Consider the following 16,723-nt stretch of genomic DNA (forward strand, 5'->3'; position numbering starts at 1 on the left):
CACTCAGGTCGTGTAGTCGGCGTTGATGCGGATGTAACCCTCCGAAAGATCGCACCCATAGACGGTGAACTGCCCTTGGGCGATGTTCAGGTCTACCGAGATCAGCACTTCCTTGCCCTGCAGGTAACCCTTGACCGCCAGTAGCCCAGCCTCGTTCAACTGCTGTGGATACGCCTCGGTCTCACCAAAAACGATGCGTACCTTGTCCGGGTCGATGTCCTGCTCTGCCTCGCACTTGCCGATTGCCATGGCTACGCGCCCCCAGTTCGGGTCTGCGCCATGGACAGCGGTCTTGACCAGCGGCGAGTTGACGATGGCCTTGGCCACACGCTTGGCCTGCGCATCATCACGCGCCCCCGTGACGTGCACCTCCAGCGCCTTGCTCGCGCCTTCGCCGTCCGAGGCGATCATGCGCACCAGCCCAAGGGCGATGTCATAAAGTGCTTGCTCGAATTCGACCATGTCCACTTCGCCCGCCAGTCCGTTGGCGAGGATCGCCGCCGAGTCGCTGGTGGAGGTATCGGTATCGATGCTCAAGGCATTGAAGGTCTTGTCGATCACCCGACGAAACAGCACATCCAGCACATCGGGGGCGATGCGGGCATCGGTAAAGAAGAACGTCAGCAGGGTCGCCATGTTCGGCTCGATCATCCCCACGCCCTTGGCGATGCCAACCAGGCTTGCGCTGCCGACCTGGCGTGCTGCGTACTTGGTATGGGTGTCGGTGGTCATGATCGCCGCCGCGCAGCGTTGGAAGTCGGCGGGTTGCAGGGGCGGTACGTTGCCCAGGAAGGTGCGGATCTTCTCCATCGGATACTGGCGACCGATCACGCCGGTCGAGGCGATCACCAGCGCCTGCGGGTCGACGTCCACGGCCCGGGCCAGCCCCGCGCGAACTTCCTGGGCATTGGCCAGGCCCTCTGGGCCCGTGGCGACGTTGGCGTTGCGCGCGATCACCACCACGCCTTGTGCGGTATCACGTTGGGCGACCTCGCGGGACAGCGTCACACTCGGGCCGGCAAAGCGCGACTGAGTGAACACGGCACTGATGCTGGCCGGAACGTCGGAGATGACGGCCATGAAGTCGTCGCGGCTGTCCTTGATGCCCAGGTTGGCGATGATGCTACGAAAGCCTTTTGGCTGAATGTGCGTGGCGCTCATGTCAGGTCCTTCAGATGAATGATTGATTCCATGCCTGTGTGCCTTGTGCCAAGCAGCATGCGCAAGCGCATGCGGTCCGGCTTGCCGGTCGGCGTCAACGGTATCCTTTCGATTGCCGCGATGCCAGCGGCAACACCCAGTCGCTCCAGCAGCATGACCAGCGTCGATCGCTTTTGAGCTGCGATGACAGGGCTGGCTTGCAGCACCACGTGGGCGCGACGGCGATCATGTTCGTCAACAAGCACGACCACCCGTTCGAGTACCAGCGACTGTGCAAGACGTCCTTCCAGGGCGGGCGTGAATTGTGTCCCCTGTGCGGTCAGCAGGGCGTCGTTCGTGCGTCCCAAGGGCATCAGGCTGCCATCGTCCAGTCTTCGTGCGACATCCCCGGTGGGATAGGCGTCGTCCTCGACCGGGTTGGCCGGGAGGGGGAAGTAACCGGAGCCCCGATGCGCAGAGCGAGCGACGATTTCGCCGACCTCCGGCTGCGCGGGGTCGAGTACCGCCAGCGTCACCTCGACATCCCCCACCGCACGCATGCCACAGTTGACCTGCAGGCCGGGGGCGAAATTGGCCAGGATCATGCCGAACTCGGTGGAACCATAGATTCGCTTGATGTGTATGCCCAGACCGCGTTCGGCTTCCAGCACCACCTGATCGTCCAGGTAGGCGCCGCCGCAGAACGGCCGGGTCAGCGCCGGCAACCGGGTACCGAGCCGTTGCGCGGCTTGCGCCAGCGCCAGGTATTGCGAGGGCAACGCGCTCATCACGCTGATGCGCTGCTCGTCGAGGGTGCGCAGGGTGTCCTCGATTCGGGACGCTTCGCCCAGGTAAAGCGTGGCGCCCGTCAGCAAGGCTGGGAACACATGGAGGTCGACGGCATGGCCGCCATCGAGGGTGTGGATGTTCAGGTAGCGCGCGCTGTCATCGAGGCCGGCGCACTCGACCCAGTGCAGGATCTCCCGAAACAGGCGGTCCTGGCGCCATAGGGCGAGTTTCGGCGTACCCGTGCTGCCGGAGGTCTCCTGCATGCGCATCAGCCCGGTTCGCTCCTGCCAGGCGGGAGCTTCCTGGTTGACGGGGAGCGAGGAGTGCAGGGCGAAGCCGGGTACATCGATGCCGTCGGGTACGATGCCCCGTTCATTGACCAGCACGGTGGCACCGACCTGGGTCAGGCGCATCGCCCGGTGCTCGGCACTGCTGGCCAGATTGATCGGGCAATGGACCAGGCCCAGGCTGGCCATGGCGAACAAGAGCGCCACATAGCCGGTGCTGTTGCCAAGTTGGGTCGCCACCACATCGCCTTCTCGCAGGCCCGCCGCCTGCAAGCGGGCGCGCAACAGGTCGATGGCTTGCAGCAGGTCGCCGTAGGTGCTGGGCGTGCCGTGGCTGTCGATGACTGCCGGATGGTTTCGATGATGCGCAACCATGCTGAGAAACTGGCGCTGGAACATTCGTTGGATTCCTTGGTGATCAGCCGAAATACAGCTTCAAATGTTCGCCCACTGTGCGAAAGCCGATCTCACCCAGGCGATGACGCAACGGGCCGCCGCTGCAGGTAAACGTCAGCGGCTTGCGCTGACGGCGGTGGATGCCGGCACAGACGTCACTCAGCAGCCTGTCCGAAACGCCACGCAGCCGGTGACGGGCCTCGACGAAGATGAAGCCCAGTTGCTCGTGCTGTTCGTCCCGGCTGGTCAGGGCCGTGCAGCCGCCGAGCTGGCCGTCCACCTCGATCACATGCAGCGCCTGGCGCTGGGTGAGCTGGCGGACGGTATGCGTGGCCTGTTCGCTACTGGACACGAGCTTTACGCCGGAGTCTTTCTCCATCTGGATCCGGTAGCCAACCAGGGTGGCTTCATCCTCAGGCCCGGCCAGGCGGGTGCTGAGTGCCGGTATCGATTCGACCGGGAAGGGGGCGAACTGTTTGAGCAGCACTTCGTCGCGCCGCCCGATCAGCGGCAGCCAGGCGGCCGGCCAGTGTTCCAGCAAGCGCTCCAGGACGGCCTTGGGACCGATTGCCATCTGCGGGCTGACATGCCCTGCGGCAACGTGTGCCAGCAACGCTGCGTCCGGCTCGCCGGTAACGAGGATGACCGGCACGGCGAACGGCGGCAGGCTGGGCAACAGGGCGACGGCACCGAGCAGGTGGTCGCCCTCCTGACGCACATAGACCTGCAGGCCCTCGGCGCGATTGCTCAGTGCGCCGGCGAGGAACAACTGGGCGTCGGCATCGTTCGACTGGCCGATGAAAGCCAGCAACTGGGGGTATTGGTCCGGCGCGAGGAGGTGGATGTTCAAGGCGGCATTCTCGTTCTAATGGGATAAAGGGGATGGCAAGTTGCGCCAACTGGTCGGGTCCAGTGGCGAGGCGCTGAAGTCCAGTCGCGACTGTTGTTTGCCCAGCGCCAGGCAAGCGGCCGATTGAGAGGCCCAGGGGCCGCCTTCAACGTCGCGCCGCCACATCAGCGCATCGTCGGCGCTGCTGTACTGGCCGCCATCGGCCAATAGGTGCAGCCAGCGACCCCAGGCTTGCGCCGGGGAGGCCGTCGCGAGAGGCCGAGGCAGCGGGCTGACGGCGAAACGGGGCAGGTGTCGCGCCAGGCGTGGGTGATCCTCGCCGATGCCGCGGTAGCACAGGCCGTGGAAACCCTTGCCCAGATGCACCGAGCGCAGGGTGCGGGTGTCCCATTGATGGAGCACCAGGCCGTTGGCATCGGCCAATCCCAGGATGAAGCCGTTGTACTGGCTCAGGCTGTCGGCGTCCCAGCGGTGCGCGGGTGCTTGCAATGCGATGAGCGGCAGGTCGCCACGGCTGCGGGTTTTACCGGCGACGTGCTCTGGGCGGTTGACCAGAAAACTCGCGCGGTGCTGGTGAACGTCAAGCGCCAGCCAGGTGCCGCCGGATTGCAGGTCCAGGCCGCCGATCACCTGTGGATGCTGCTCGGGCCAATGCGCGGCCGGGGCTTGCCATGGCCGCGCGACCGACTCGTCCCGCACCGTGGCCAGCATCACCGGCCACTGCGGTGAAAGGCCGAGCGCGGCAATGATCGTGCACACGCTCAGGCACTCTCCAGCGCCGCGCCGGGTGCCGAGGCGATGGCCTCGAACGTCACCTGGCCGCGTAGCAGCTTGCGGCAGGTATTGGGCAACAGCCCGCGCCGGCCGTGCAGGGTGCGCTGGTTATCGATGATCAACAGGTCACCCTTGCGCCAGCGATGGCAGTACAGGTACGGGTCGGCTGTCAGGTGCCGTTCCAGTTCCGCGAACCAGGCAGCCGATGCGTCCTCGCTCAGCCCCGGCACGCGAACATCCCAACTGGCCTTGACCTGGCTGTCGAAAGGCAACGCGAGGTTGAGCGAGCGGACACGGCCGTAGTCGCGGAACGTGGATATCGGATACCAGCCCTCGGGCACCGTGGCGAAATAGCCTCGCTCGAAGGCCAGGTATTCGAGCCGGCCGTCCAGCAGCGGTTGGCGCAACGAATCGGGCATGTCCTTCCAGGCCGCGAGCTGGTCGCACACGACGGTTGCACCATCTTCGTCGATGTTCGCAACGTCGGCGGCATACAGGATGATGAGGTCGACCTGGGTGCCGAGCAGGATGCCGTCCGTATGCAGCGGCAGGCTGCCCCGGCCGGTAATGACCTTTTCCTTATCGTGGGTGCCGTCGAGCTTGAGGATGTCGGCGAAGCCGTAGCCAACGTTGGCGTTGCCCTCGTCGTAGGACACCTTGTCCCCCAGGCTTTCGACGAACTGCCGGAAGCTGTCTTCGTCGAGGTGGACGTTGCGCAGCAGGGTCACGCCATGGTCGAGCACCGCCTGGCGAACAGCCGCCAGCGGTGTTTCGTCCGGCAGATGGACGCCCAGGCCAGAGGCGGTCAGGGTCTGGCCGCGCAGGTCGCGCAAAGAAACGGATGAGTTCATGGGCGGTTCCTTCAGCGGCGGTGAGCGAGTGAGTGCAGGGCGCGGTCGAGTACTTCTTCGGCACACAGCGGCGCCAATGGGGCTCGTACGGCCTGGTCCAACTGGGTCGCCAGCATCTGGCGGTACAGCGCCGGCGCGCTGGCGGACTGGTGGGTGGTGACGTCGATCAACTGCGACAGCGCCGTGCCCAACCCATTGCCGTGGTGGATGGCGGTCTTCTTGCGCCAGGCGACCTCGGCAGGCAGCCATTGCTCGGCGGCAAGGCGCAGGTGGCCCTTTTCGCGGCCGCGGGTGGTCTTGACCGACGGACACGTGTCCAGCGCGCTACGCAGCACGGGCAGGTCCCAGTAGGGATGAACCAGTTCGCTGCCGCAGGCTTGGGCCGCGATGCCTGTGAGTTCGCTGGAGTAACGGGTCTTGTCGACCTCGACCGCGATGCTGCTGCGGATATCTTCAGCCAGGCCGTCACCCGTGGCCATGCCGGAGTTGATCAGATCCGAGCCATAACCGGTGAAAATCGTCCGGCCTTCTTCCAACTGCCGACAGAACGCGGTGATTGCCACGCCGATCTCTACGGCTTGGGGCTGCGGATGGCCAAAGGCGCGGATGGTCTGGGGCAGTGCCAGCAGGATCGATTGCGGGTCGAGTTCGACACGGTTCAACGGGCGTCCGAGTGCGTCGGCCAGTTGCTGGGCGTCATCGAACTCGTTGCCCCAGGGGGTACCGATGCTGAAGGCTTCGAAGTCCGGGCACTGCGCGGCGAGCAGGGCGGCGACCAACCCGGAGTCGACACCACCGGAAACCAGTGCGGCGACCTTGCCGGGCCGCTGCAGATGGCCGGCGATACTTTCCTGCAACGCCCTGATCTGCGTCTGTCCGGCGAACAGGGCGTTGCCGTAGCGGTCGCTTTGCAGGGCCAGGGTGTCTTGCATTGCGTCACGTCCGACGCGCACCTGGTTGCCCTGCAACACAACCTCAAGGCGGCTGCTGTGCAACAACCGGCCGATGCCATGGATGCTCGAGCGATCGTCCAGGTGCACGCCCGCCTGTTCGCGCACGCCCAACTGGCAATCGGTCAGGCTCATCCAGGCGCTGGCAGCGATCAGCAGGTCGGTCGACAGGACGAAGTTGCCTTGATGGTCGGCGCTCCAGTACAGCGCGCAGGTGTTACGGCTGCTGGTCGTCACGGTCAGCTGGTCGCCTTGCACCTCGATCAGGTTGTCTCCCCCTACGTGCAGGCGCGTGCGAGGACGGCCAGACGCATCGTGACGGTCGTCGGGAGCGGGAACCGGCCAGGCCGAGGCATAGCCGTGGAAAGCCGAGGCGGCCAGCGGCACGTGGGCGGATTCGAAGCGGTCGAGGGGACGGCTGGAAAGCAGCAACCAGGGTTGTACGGTCATGGGGTCGCCTCCAGGCTCGGTTGCACACTGGAGCGGTTGAGGATCGTCTTCATCCGGCCTTGTGCCTCGCCAGCGGCGAAGGCCGCGCGATGCGCCTGTTTGCCGGCGATGCGGGTCTGCTCCAGCCCGGCGATGAAGTCTCGGTTGAGGTAGGTCTTGGTATTGCGGAACGCGGCATCGGTGAACGCGGCGGCGCGGTGGGCCTGTTCCAGGGCGCTGGCGCGCAGTTGTCCGGCATCGGCCACTGCATGCAGCAGCCCGTCGGCCATGGCGCGCGGTGCTGGCCACTCGGCACAGGACATCAGCATGTTCTGCATCAGGCTGCGGCCGACGATCTTCTCCAGCATGAAGCCGCCGAAGGTGCAGGCGATGCCCAGTTCGAACTCGGGCATCTTCAGCACGCAGCGATCGCTGCCAATCCGGTAGTCGGCGGTCAGGGCTATCTGCAGGCCGATGCCGATGGCGTAGCCATCGATGGCTGCGATCAGCGGACGGTTCAACTGCAGGGCTGCGATGTACAGGTCGGTGACGTGGTCGATCCAGACATCGACCTCGTTGCCACCGGTGAATGTCGAGGTTTCGTGGAAGCTGCCGCCGGCACCGAACGACCGGCCCTCGCCGCTGTGCAGCAGCACTGCACCTACCGCGTCATCCTCGTTCAACTGTCTCAGCAGTCGGGTCAGCTGGGCCATCCGCGGCATCGACCACAGGTTGTGCCGGTGCGAGTCGGTGAAGGCCACCAGCGCGACGCTGTTTTCGAAAGTAATGTCGAAATCGTAAGTGAGGTAATCGTTTTCAAGACCTGGCATCGCTAACTTCCCGTGGCGTCCTTGGTGCGAAGTGGTGCTGTCGGGCCCGATAGCGCCCGGCACTGCCTAGTAGATAGGGCGCGCGTACGGCCTGGTACCTCCCGGAACAGGGAGGTTGTTAGCGTCATGGCAACTCACTAGTTTCTGCGGCCGCTCGAAGGCTGGCGGACGCCCTATCCGCAGGGCCCGAGTCTCCATGGCGAATGAAACAGGATCATCGATGTTACCCAGACACCGGTTCTCGAAAGAGATCAAGGACCAGATCAAGCAGTTGTACCGCTACGACAATTACCATGGCCCCCTCGCGTTGCTGCAGAACCTGTTCTGGATCAGCCTGGCGATCTACCTGGGCGAGTCCAGTCCCTGGCTGCTGCCGTTGTCCATCCTGCTGATTGGTTCACGACAACGGGCATTGGCCACGCTGCTGCACGAAGCGGCGCATGGTGCGCTGTGTCGCAGTAAACGGCTGGAAAAATTCCTCGGCACCTGGTGCTCGGGTTACCTGATTTTCCAGGGCTGGGCCAGCTACAAGTGCTCCCACACCCTGGATCACCACCACAAGTTGGGTGACCCGGAGCGCGATCCCGACTATCGGTACTATCAGCAGTCCGGGGTGTTCGAGGCGCGCTCGACGGCCAGGTTCGCGCTTGCGCATCTCATCAGGCCGCTGCTATTCCTGGGCGCACCGCAGAGCTTGAAGTATCTGCTGGTCAACCGACTGATCCGCAGCCCCAGCAAGCGTGAGCTGTTTGCGGTGCTCGCCTGCCAGGGCCTGCTCGGCGTGGGCCTGACGATGCTGTTCGGCGCCAAGGGCTATGTCCTCTACTGGCTCTTGCCCTACCTCAGTACCTTCCAGGCCTTGACTTGGTTCATCGAGCTCGCCGAGCATTACCCGATGATCGCCCAAGCCAAGAGCGATCTGCAGGCCACCCGAAACCGCTTCAGCCATCCGCTCGAGCATTTCTTCACGGCCATGCATGGAGAGAACTTCCACCTGATCCACCATCTCTTCCCTGCCATTCCGTACTGGAACCTCAAGAAGGCTCATCGGATCCTGCTCTGCGACGCGGCATACGCCACCACGAATGCGGGGTTTGGCGGGATCTTCATATCCTCCAATTTCGCGCCGTCGATGTGGGCCGACATTTTATCGAACGACCTACCAGCGACAGGGACCGTCATCAATGCAAGCTAGTTTCAGCAAAGGCGTTATCTTTGCACTCTCCGCCGCCGCACTTAACGCCACGATCGGCGTGCTCAGTAAAGTGCTCATGAGCAATGGCTTTACCGCCAGCAGTGTCGCCGTCATAAAGACGGTCCTGGGTTGTCTGCTGCTCTCGGCTTTGCTGCTGTTTCTCAAGCGTCCGGCGACGACAGCCAAATGGACCCAGGCGGCGATCTGTGCGTTCCTCGGTATCTTCGTGCTGTTCCACTTCGAAACATCTGCCTATCGGCATTACGCTGCGGCGGGCGTGGTCGTGATGTTGATGGCCAGCGCATCCATCTCCTCCATCGTGCTCGGCCGCATATTCCTCAAGGACGCCATCACCGCCAACGCCACCGTGGGCGCGGCCCTGGCTATCGCCGGGATCGCGGTGATCTTCGGTGCCGACCTGCGGCAGGGCTTCACTCTCCAAGGCGCTGCGCTGGCTTCCATGGCGGGCTGCGGCTACGGGGCGTTTTCGGTTGCCATGAAGCGGATGGGCGTGTCCGGTGGGTTGCACTTCACCCGTCAACTGCTGTTCTTCGGCAGCCTGTACTTGTTGATGCCGGCCGCGGCCGACGGTTTCGTGATCGGTGAGCTGTCGTCCCTGGCGGTTGCCGCGCTGCTGGCGCTGGCCGCGTTGCCGACCATCCTCGGCTTTTTCTGCACCACCAAGGCCATCGAATACCTCAAGCCCTCCCAGGTGCAGGCCTTGGAGCTGACCGAACCGCTGTTCGCCGCCCTGCTGGCGTTTGTGGTGCTCAATGAGGTGCCTCGCGAAAGTCTGTACGCGGGCGCGGCACTGATCATCATCGGTTTGTGTTTCTCCAACGAGCTGATCCGCCTGGGCAGAAAAACGCCTGTCCCGTCTCGCGCGTGAGCCTTTGCCAGAGGGCCTCGCTCGCACATTGATTTCAAAGCGCCATATCTCTATCTTATCGCCCCACTTTTGCGAGGGGGGCGGTTTCCCTCACGTGCTGTCTCAGGATGAGAGCACCGTCGAGCGGTGTCACAAGGAAGGGAATGGCTGTGCTGGCAATGGATGAGCTGATACAACTCAGCGAAACGGAGTGCTTCGAGGATTGGCTGGCAGGGTTGAAGACGCTGACCCGCAAGCTGGGCTACGCGAACTTCCTGTTGGGCCTCAAGCCCGGCCCCGCTGCCATGAACCAGCAGGTGCTGATCCACAGTGACTATCCCGGCGCCTGGCGCAAGCGTTACGACGCCCAGGGCTATGTGGCGGTTGACCCGATCGTCCAGCATTGCCTGAACCTGAACCAGCCGTTGCTCTGGAACCGTGAAAATTACCGTCGGCCCTCGGAATCGGCGTTCTTTGAAGAGGCTGCCATGTATGGGCTCCAGCGCGGACTGGCGCTGCCCCTGCATGGCCCACGGGGTGAGGCGGGTATGCTCTGTCTCAAGCACTCCGAACACGACGCCCGAGCCACCCGTGCCATGATCGAAACCTTGCCCCTGGCGACAATGCTGCGTGACTACGTCATCGAGCGGGTCCTCAAGGCCCAGGCTGAACACCATGCACCGGTGCATGTGACGAAACGGGAGAAAGAGGTGCTGCAATGGAGCGCGGCGGGCAAGACGACTTGGGAGATCGCGATGATCCTCTCTTGTACAACCTCGGCAATCGACTTCCATTTCAAGAACATTCGCCGCAAGTTTCAGGTCAGCTCGCGCCAGATGGCAGTGCTCAAGGCTATCCAGCAGAAATCGATCACGCCTTGAGCGTCACTGTGGACGCTGGGCGAGGTCGCTCTCCTGCAGGCGCCCGCTCAAGTACAGGCGCAACAGAATGTAAACCGGGGCGGGGACCTGGCTGGTGCATTCGATACGACTGGCGCAGGCCTGGCTGATGCCGAACCTTGACCAGAACTCGGTCTGGCTCTGCTTTTGATCCAGGCGCAGGCTGATGGCTTGGCGCGCAACCTCGCGCACGGTCGAGGTGTTGAGTAGCTTCATCGGGCTGAGTCCTTCAAAAGGCAAAAACTAGCAAATCCGTCCGGCCCGAACTACCTCCCGGATCGGGGAGGGTCTCATTTATTCATTGCGAATATACGCTGTGCGACATATTTCAATCCGCCGGTATATACCCGTCATGTTTATTTCCATTGGCCGTCGCCACAAGATCAATCCTCAAGCGCTGAATAACATGCACAAACTTCGGGCGCGCATCTTCAAGCAAAAGAAGATGTGGGATATACCGCTGATCAATGACATGGAAATCGATGGGTACGATGCACTCGATCCTTATTACATGATCATCAATCGAAGCGCGGAGCAGGCATACGTCTGCGGTTGCTGGCGGATCCTTCCTACCACCGGGCCGAACATGTTGGCGCATACATTTCCCGAACTGCTGCACGGACAACCGGCGCCGTGCTCCGATTCGATCTGGGAGTTGAGCCGGTTTGCCATCGAGATGCCCCATGACAACCGCTTCGGTTTCTCCCAAGGCACTGTCCAGGCGATCCACGCCATTGTGAATTTCGCCCTCGGGTGTGGGGTGAAGCAGTTCGTGACGGTTACCACCGTCGGTGTCGAGAAGATGCTCATCCGTCTGGGATTGGACACCAGCCGCTTCGGCCCGGCCCTGCAGGTTGGCGTGGAACGGGCGGTGGCGTTGCGCATCGAGCTGAATGATCGAACCACGGCCGCGCTGGAGCGAGCGATCGAGGTCTATATATACAGATCCCAATGTCTTGGAGACGCTGCCGATTTTTAGCATGCAACCCTTTCCCCGCGTCGGCCAACCATGCGCAGGCCAAAGTCCTCCGGCAGAGGTGGGCCGAAGCCGCCGGCAATGGTCAGGACCTCAGAGATGATGCCTGCCCACACGACGCTGTGGCTTGAAGTCGACCCCCGGTTCGTTTCCCGCGAAAGCTACATCTCGCCTCGGCGCAGTTCCTCAATCGCCTTTTGCAAGCCTTTGGAGTCGACTGCCATTTCCTCCCCGAGCGATTTACCAGGTTCGAGTTTTTTCATCACAGCCATACTTTGATCATCATATAGAAACAGTTGTGCTCCCGATGGCAACGTTACGGTACGGGCAACTCGGGAGTTCCCTCCGAGCGTAGGCGGTGGCGTCGTATCAACAACCCCCCCACCACCGGGTCGAGTTGGTTGGCCTAGTCGTTGACCTGACTGTCCTAGGCTTTTCACGTCATAGTTCAGGTCTCTTGCGAAAACAGCCGAGCACCTGTCTCTCAGTATGGCCGGGACATTGTTCTCGCCAATACTTTCATACAGGTCAAGGCACAGATAAAACTGATCATCTACACCGATCACCGAGCCAGCAATTTTCTCGACACTGGCGGCAACCACTGCCATAACGTCCTTATTGATTTCGCTCGTGCTTGCCAAGGTGGAGGCGCTTGATCCAGAAGCCGTAACCAGCGACTTTCTCGCCTCCTTCAGCGCAGCCTCAATGGCGTCAATCGACGTTTTCAACTGCTTGGCTTCATCAGTCGCCGGATCCATGCCCTTGTACTTTGCACTCGCCGCGTTCAACTGGGTGGTCAGCTCAAGTACGGTGCCCGCCCTGTCCGCTGTCGCCGAGCCGCTCAGCGTCACACTTGGACCACGAACCACTCCCGTGAGCTGTTCGATCGCCATTAAAGCGACTGTGTTGCGCTGGTTCCTGGTGAGCATCATCCGGTACGCGCTCGGTGTAATGCCGGAGTTACCGTAGGCTTGGCAAATGCTGTAGAGCTGATCCCTCAGCAGCTGAATAGAATGGGTTCGCAGGCCGATACTTGCCCCCGATTCCTGAAACGCTGCCGCCAGCGCAGCCACGTCCTCTTTTTCCAGGGATAACGAACCAGCCAAGGTCTTGAGCGCATCCGGGCTGGGCTCGGGGCACAACACTTCGGTGTTCTTGCCAGCCCTATCCACGCGAGTGGAGTAGGTCAGTAAACGCTCGTCGGCCTCAAGAACTCGAGACTTCTGATAAGGCGCACACCCCGTCAGTAAACAGACACTCACAATCAACACGGATGACCAAGCCAAGTTCTTCATGATCTCTTCCCTAAGAATGCGAAGGGGAGGCGGTGCTGCATGCCCAATCGGAGCGTAGATGGCAAATTGCTGCCTCGCCAATCCCTCGCCATGCATCCTCAGAAAGGCGACGGCGGTGAGAACCGTCCCATGCTGAAAGCCTTTCGCTCACGCATTTGAAGCATTCCTTCGGGACGCTCAAACAATGGATGGGCGCGACGTACTTCCTGACACTAAAGCTTGCGGGGGTGAGTGCCGAGATGAGCTTGAACGTGCTCGCCTTCAACCTGAAGCGGGTCATGAAAGTCATGCACACAGGGAGGGCTCAAGGGCCGGGCTTGCTCGCGATGGCGGCGTTGCTTCACCGCGCTATCGCGAGCAGAGGATTTCGGTCTGAAGGGCTCAGATCCGACTTACTGCTTTTCCAACACCCACTGCCGGTTGCCCGGCGTGAACGACGGCATTTCATCGGCCAGCGCTGCATTCACCGTCTGGAAAATTTCCAGCGTCTTGCCATTGCGGGCAAAGATCCAGGTGTTGCCCTGGCCGTTCTGTTGCAGCCAGATATTGTCGTTGCCGCCGCTCATGGAGGCGCAATCGCCGGCCAGGCACAGGGCGTAACGGTCAGCGCCCGGCAGGCCGCTGACCTGGCCGTCGGGTTGGAATTGCACGGTGGCGCCCTGGCCGGGGCCGCTGGCGATGTTCCAGGTGCCGCCCAGGTAGGCGGCATACAGCGCGCGTTCGAAACTGGCGCCGATGGGGGCGCCTTCCGGTACCTGGACTTGCGCGCGGTGAAACACCTGCTGCGGTTCGTTCTCGGTGGCGGCCTGGCTCAACTGGTCGCCGTCGCGCTTGAGTTCGCTGGCGGAGCTGCCGTAGAAGTCGACTTTCCAGGCGCCGTCTTCTTCGCCCAGCAGCTTGCCTTCGACGTTTTCAAAACCATTGGTGTAGCGCGCCTGGCCGGCCCGGGTATTGACGTCCCATTCCAGGTTCGGGCCATAGCCTTGCAGCGCTTCGCGCAGCGGGCCGCCCTTGGCGGCAGCGTCGATGGCCGCCTGGTTGATCCAGGTGCCGCTGATGTCACGGTCGGCAGGGTCGCTGGCGCAACCGCCCAGAAAAAGGGCGAGCAGCGAGAAAGCAAGCGCTTTGCGCATGGTGGAATCCTTTCAAGACGAAAACGGCGCAGCGGGGGAGGCTGCGCCGACCTTATTACTCGATGACCAGGATGGCATCCATCTCAACCTGCGCGCCCTTTGGCAGGGCCGCCACGCCAATGGCGGCGCGGGCAGGGTAAGGCTGGTCGAAGTACTTGCCCATGATCTCGTTGACCTTGGCGAAGTGGCTCAGGTCGGTGAGGAAGATGTTCAGCTTGACGATGTCCTTGAAGGAACCACCGGCGGCCTCGGCCACGGCCTTGAGGTTTTCGAACACCTGCACGGTCTGGGCTTCGAAGCCTTCCACCAGCTCCATGGTCTTCGGGTCCAGCGGGATCTGGCCCGACATGTACACGGTGTTGCCGGCCTTGATCGCCTGGGAGTAGGTGCCGATGGCGGCTGGGGCCTTGTCGCTGGTGATAACGGTCTTGGTCATTGATGACTCCTTGTAAGGAATAGGGCTATTGAGGCGCTATGCGCGCATGCGGGTGATGCGGATAACGCCGGTCAGGGCGCGCAGTTTCTTGATCACACGGGCCAGGTGCACACGGTCGTGCACGCTGACCACCAATTGGACGACGCTGATGCGGCCATCGCGCTCGTCCATGCTGATTTTTTCGATATTGCCGTCGGCGGCATTGACGCTGCTGGCCAGCAGCGCGATCAGGCCGCGCTGGTGTTCCAGCTCGACCCGCAGCTCGACGTTGAATTCGCCGGTGACATCCTTGGCCCAGGAGAGCTGGATGCATTTTTCCGGGTTATGGCGGATTTCGCTGATGTTGCGGCAGTTGTCCAGGTGCACCACCATCCCCTTGCCGGCGGACAGGTGGCCGACAATCGGGTCGCCCGGGATCGGCGTGCAACACTTGGCATAGCTGAGCACCAGGCCTTCGGTGCCGCGAATCGCCAGCGGGCCTTCGGGGCTTGGCAGTTGTTCGCCTTCGCCGAGCAGGCGACGGGCGACGACATAGGCCATGCGATTGCCCAGGCCGATGTCTTCGAGCAGGTCTTCGATCAATTCGAGGCGGTATTCGTGGAGCATCACCTGCACGCGCTCGCCGGGGATCTTGTCCAGGGAGCTGTCGAAACCGTTCAGGACCTTGTTCAGCAGGCGTTCGCCGAGGCTGATGGATTCGGAGCGGCGTTGCAGTTTCAACGCATGCCGGATGTGCGTACGGGCCTTGCCGGTGACCACGAAGTTGAGCCATGCCGGGTTGGGCCGTGCGCCGGGGGCACTGACGATCTCCACCGTGGAGCCGCTTTGCAGCGGCTCGGACAACGGTGCCAGGCGCCGATTGATGCGACAGGCGATGCAACTGTTGCCGACGTCGGTGTGCACCGCATAGGCAAAGTCCACGGCCGTGGAGCCTTTGGGCAGCTCCATGATCCGGCCTTTGGGCGTGAACACATAGACCTCGTCCGGGAACAGGTCGATCTTCACGCTCTCGATGAATTCCAGGGAATTGCCAGCGCGCTGCTGCATTTCCAACACACCCTTGACCCACTGCCGGGCACGGGCGTGGGTGCTCTTGGGTTGTTCGTCACCGCTGGATTTGTAGAGCCAATGGGCGGCAATGCCGTTGTTGGCCATCTCTTCCATTTCGCGGGTGCGGATCTGGATTTCGATCGGGACGCCGTGCATGCCGAACAACGTGGTGTGCAGCGACTGGTAGCCGTTGGCCTTGGGGATCGCGATGTAATCCTTGAAGCGCCCCGGCAACGGTTTGTACAAATTATGTACAGCACCCAGCACGCGGTAGCAGGTGTCGACCTTGTCGACGATGATCCGGAACGCATAGACGTCCATGATCTCGTTGAAGGCCCGCCGCTTGCCGCGCATTTTCTTGTAGATGCCGTAGAGGTGTTTCTGGCGCCCGCTGACTTCGCCTTCGATGCCGTCGATGGCCAGGCAGTGGCTCAGGGACTCTTCGATCTTGTTGACGATTTCCTTGCGGTTGCCCCGGGCGCGCTTGACGGCCTGGTTGATCCGCGCCGAACGCATCGGGTGCATGGCCTTGAAGCCGAGGTCTTCGAACTCGATGCGGATCGCGTGCATGCCCAGGCGATTGGCGATGGGGGCGTAGATTTCCAGGGTTTCCTTGGCGATGCGCCGGCGTTTTTCGCCGGACAGCACTTCCAGGGTGCGCATGTTGTGCAGGCGGTCGGCGAGCTTGACCAGGATCACGCGGATGTCGCGTGCCATGGCCATGGCCATTTTCTGGAAGTTCTCGGCCTGGGCCTCGGCCTTGGTCTCGAAGTTCATCTGGGTCAGCTTGCTGACCCCGTCGACCAGTTCGGCCACGGTTTCGCCGAACTGCGCTTGCAGCGCTTCCTTGGCAATGCCGGTGTCTTCGATCACGTCATGCAGCATCGCCGCCATCAGGCTCTGATGGTCCATGTGCATGTCGGCAAGAATATTCGCCACGGCAAGCGGGTGCGTGACGTACGCCTCGCCGCTGCGGCGGCGTTGGCCGTCGTGGGCTTGTTCGGCGTAGAAATAGGCTCGGCGGACCAGGTTGACCTGGTCCGTGCCGAGGTAGGCCGATAAGCGATCGGCGAGGGCGTCTATGCTCGGCATGATGATGACTCCTGCCGTTTGCTGTGACCCCGCGCCGTGCTACGTCGACCAGGCATAGGCTTAGACCGCCTCGTTGGACTCGTCCTCGAACGCTGCGAACAGCGGTTCGTCTTCGACGATTTCAGCGTTGGCGATGAACTCGTAGCTCATCAGGCCCTCGGCGATTTCACGCAGCGCTACCACGGTAGGCTTGTCGTTTTCCCACTGGACCAATGGCTCTTTGCCGCCGGTGGCCAGTTGACGGGCACGCTTGGTAGAGAGCATGACCAGCTCAAAGCGGTTTTCCACGTGTTCTAGGCAGTCTTCAACGGTTACGCGGGCCATGGTATTCCTCGGAGCGAATGCAATATGCGCGCTGCCCGGTTGGGCGAGCGGACTCGACAGTTTAAAAAAACACCAGCGTTTAGGGAAGCGCTGATTTTTTAACCAAACCCCCTCGGCGCGCTGCGAGTACCAATGTAAAGCCGTCGCAGCGGTTTTGGG

At 62.2% G+C, this 16,723-nt stretch carries 17 protein-coding genes; 4 read left to right on the forward strand and 13 right to left on the reverse strand.

Going from position 1 to position 16,723, the window contains the following annotated elements; translation table 11 throughout:
• Positions 1-3 precede the first annotated feature (3 nt).
• From argJ to J4E63_RS28220, 7 genes are read right to left on the reverse strand one after another with little or no spacing between them, the layout of a single operon-like run.
• A complete protein-coding gene (gene argJ, locus J4E63_RS28190) occupies positions 4-1,161 on the reverse strand; it encodes a bifunctional glutamate N-acetyltransferase/amino-acid acetyltransferase ArgJ (RefSeq protein ID WP_207283966.1) in 1,158 nt (385 codons plus the stop codon).
• A complete protein-coding gene (locus tag J4E63_RS28195) occupies positions 1,158-2,615 on the reverse strand; it encodes a class I adenylate-forming enzyme family protein (RefSeq protein WP_207283967.1) in 1,458 nt (485 codons plus the stop codon). The genes argJ and J4E63_RS28195 overlap by 4 nt, the downstream gene beginning before the upstream one ends.
• A gap of 19 nt (positions 2,616-2,634) precedes the next feature.
• A complete protein-coding gene (locus J4E63_RS28200; protein WP_207283968.1) occupies positions 2,635-3,462 on the reverse strand; it encodes a GNAT family N-acetyltransferase in 828 nt (275 codons plus the stop codon).
• A gap of 15 nt (positions 3,463-3,477) precedes the next feature.
• A complete protein-coding gene (locus tag J4E63_RS28205) occupies positions 3,478-4,221 on the reverse strand; it encodes an NRDE family protein (RefSeq protein WP_207283969.1) in 744 nt (247 codons plus the stop codon).
• Positions 4,222-4,223: 2 nt separating this feature from the next.
• Entirely contained in the window at positions 4,224-5,087 is an 864-nt protein-coding gene (locus J4E63_RS28210) for a TauD/TfdA family dioxygenase (protein ID WP_207283970.1), read from the reverse strand.
• Positions 5,088-5,098: 11 nt separating this feature from the next.
• Entirely contained in the window at positions 5,099-6,487 is a 1,389-nt protein-coding gene (locus J4E63_RS28215) for an asparagine synthase C-terminal domain-containing protein (RefSeq protein WP_207283971.1), read from the reverse strand.
• Positions 6,484-7,296, reverse strand: coding sequence for an enoyl-CoA hydratase/isomerase family protein (locus J4E63_RS28220; RefSeq protein ID WP_092174372.1), 813 nt, complete (start codon positions 7,294-7,296; stop codon positions 6,484-6,486). Before J4E63_RS28220 ends, J4E63_RS28215 begins: the two co-directional genes overlap by 4 nt.
• A 220-nt stretch (positions 7,297-7,516) precedes the next feature.
• On the opposite strand from J4E63_RS28220, the gene gntB reads away from it, so the two are divergent.
• From gntB to J4E63_RS28235, 3 genes are all read left to right on the forward strand, one after another.
• Positions 7,517-8,491, forward strand: coding sequence for a guanitoxin biosynthesis L-arginine gamma (S) hydroxylase (gntB, locus tag J4E63_RS28225; RefSeq protein ID WP_207283972.1), 975 nt, complete (start codon positions 7,517-7,519; stop codon positions 8,489-8,491).
• Positions 8,481-9,380 carry a DMT family transporter gene (locus J4E63_RS28230; protein WP_060740050.1) on the forward strand — a complete coding sequence of 300 codons (900 nt, stop codon included), beginning with the start codon at positions 8,481-8,483 and terminating at the stop codon, positions 9,378-9,380. The genes gntB and J4E63_RS28230 overlap by 11 nt, the downstream gene beginning before the upstream one ends.
• A gap of 143 nt (positions 9,381-9,523) precedes the next feature.
• On the forward strand, positions 9,524-10,240 hold the full coding sequence (locus J4E63_RS28235; protein WP_207283973.1) for a LuxR family transcriptional regulator: 717 nt from the start codon (positions 9,524-9,526) through the stop codon (positions 10,238-10,240).
• A gap of 3 nt (positions 10,241-10,243) precedes the next feature.
• On the opposite strand, the gene J4E63_RS28240 is transcribed toward J4E63_RS28235, so the two are convergent.
• On the reverse strand, positions 10,244-10,474 hold the full coding sequence (locus tag J4E63_RS28240) for a hypothetical protein (RefSeq protein WP_060740052.1): 231 nt from the start codon (positions 10,472-10,474) through the stop codon (positions 10,244-10,246).
• Positions 10,475-10,610: 136 nt separating this feature from the next.
• On the opposite strand from J4E63_RS28240, the gene J4E63_RS28245 reads away from it, so the two are divergent.
• Positions 10,611-11,237: an acyl-homoserine-lactone synthase gene (locus tag J4E63_RS28245; protein WP_103309428.1), complete on the forward strand. Its 627-nt coding sequence runs from the start codon at positions 10,611-10,613 to the stop codon at positions 11,235-11,237.
• A gap of 158 nt (positions 11,238-11,395) precedes the next feature.
• On the opposite strand, the gene J4E63_RS28250 is transcribed toward J4E63_RS28245, so the two are convergent.
• From J4E63_RS28250 to rpoZ, 5 genes are all read right to left on the reverse strand, one after another.
• A complete protein-coding gene (locus tag J4E63_RS28250; RefSeq protein WP_207283974.1) occupies positions 11,396-12,529 on the reverse strand; it encodes a hypothetical protein in 1,134 nt (377 codons plus the stop codon).
• Between the two features lie 392 nt (positions 12,530-12,921).
• Complete coding sequence (locus J4E63_RS28260; protein WP_207283975.1) at positions 12,922-13,662, reverse strand: hypothetical protein; 741 nt, start codon at positions 13,660-13,662, stop codon at positions 12,922-12,924.
• Positions 13,663-13,717: 55 nt separating this feature from the next.
• The gene (locus J4E63_RS28265; RefSeq protein WP_014340863.1) at positions 13,718-14,098 is read right to left on the reverse strand and encodes a RidA family protein; all 381 of its coding nucleotides are present in this window, start codon (positions 14,096-14,098) and stop codon (positions 13,718-13,720) included.
• Between the two features lie 36 nt (positions 14,099-14,134).
• Positions 14,135-16,240, reverse strand: a complete 2,106-nt coding sequence (spoT, locus tag J4E63_RS28270; protein ID WP_053126562.1) for a bifunctional GTP diphosphokinase/guanosine-3',5'-bis pyrophosphate 3'-pyrophosphohydrolase — start codon at positions 16,238-16,240, stop codon at positions 14,135-14,137.
• Positions 16,241-16,300: 60 nt separating this feature from the next.
• Entirely contained in the window at positions 16,301-16,564 is a 264-nt protein-coding gene (gene rpoZ / locus J4E63_RS28275; protein WP_003177259.1) for a DNA-directed RNA polymerase subunit omega, read from the reverse strand.
• Between the last annotated feature and the right edge of the window lie 159 nt (positions 16,565-16,723).

This window comes from Pseudomonas sp. FW300-N2F2, from assembly GCF_017351655.1.
Taxonomy (GTDB): domain Bacteria; phylum Pseudomonadota; class Gammaproteobacteria; order Pseudomonadales; family Pseudomonadaceae; genus Aquipseudomonas; species Aquipseudomonas fluorescens_AA.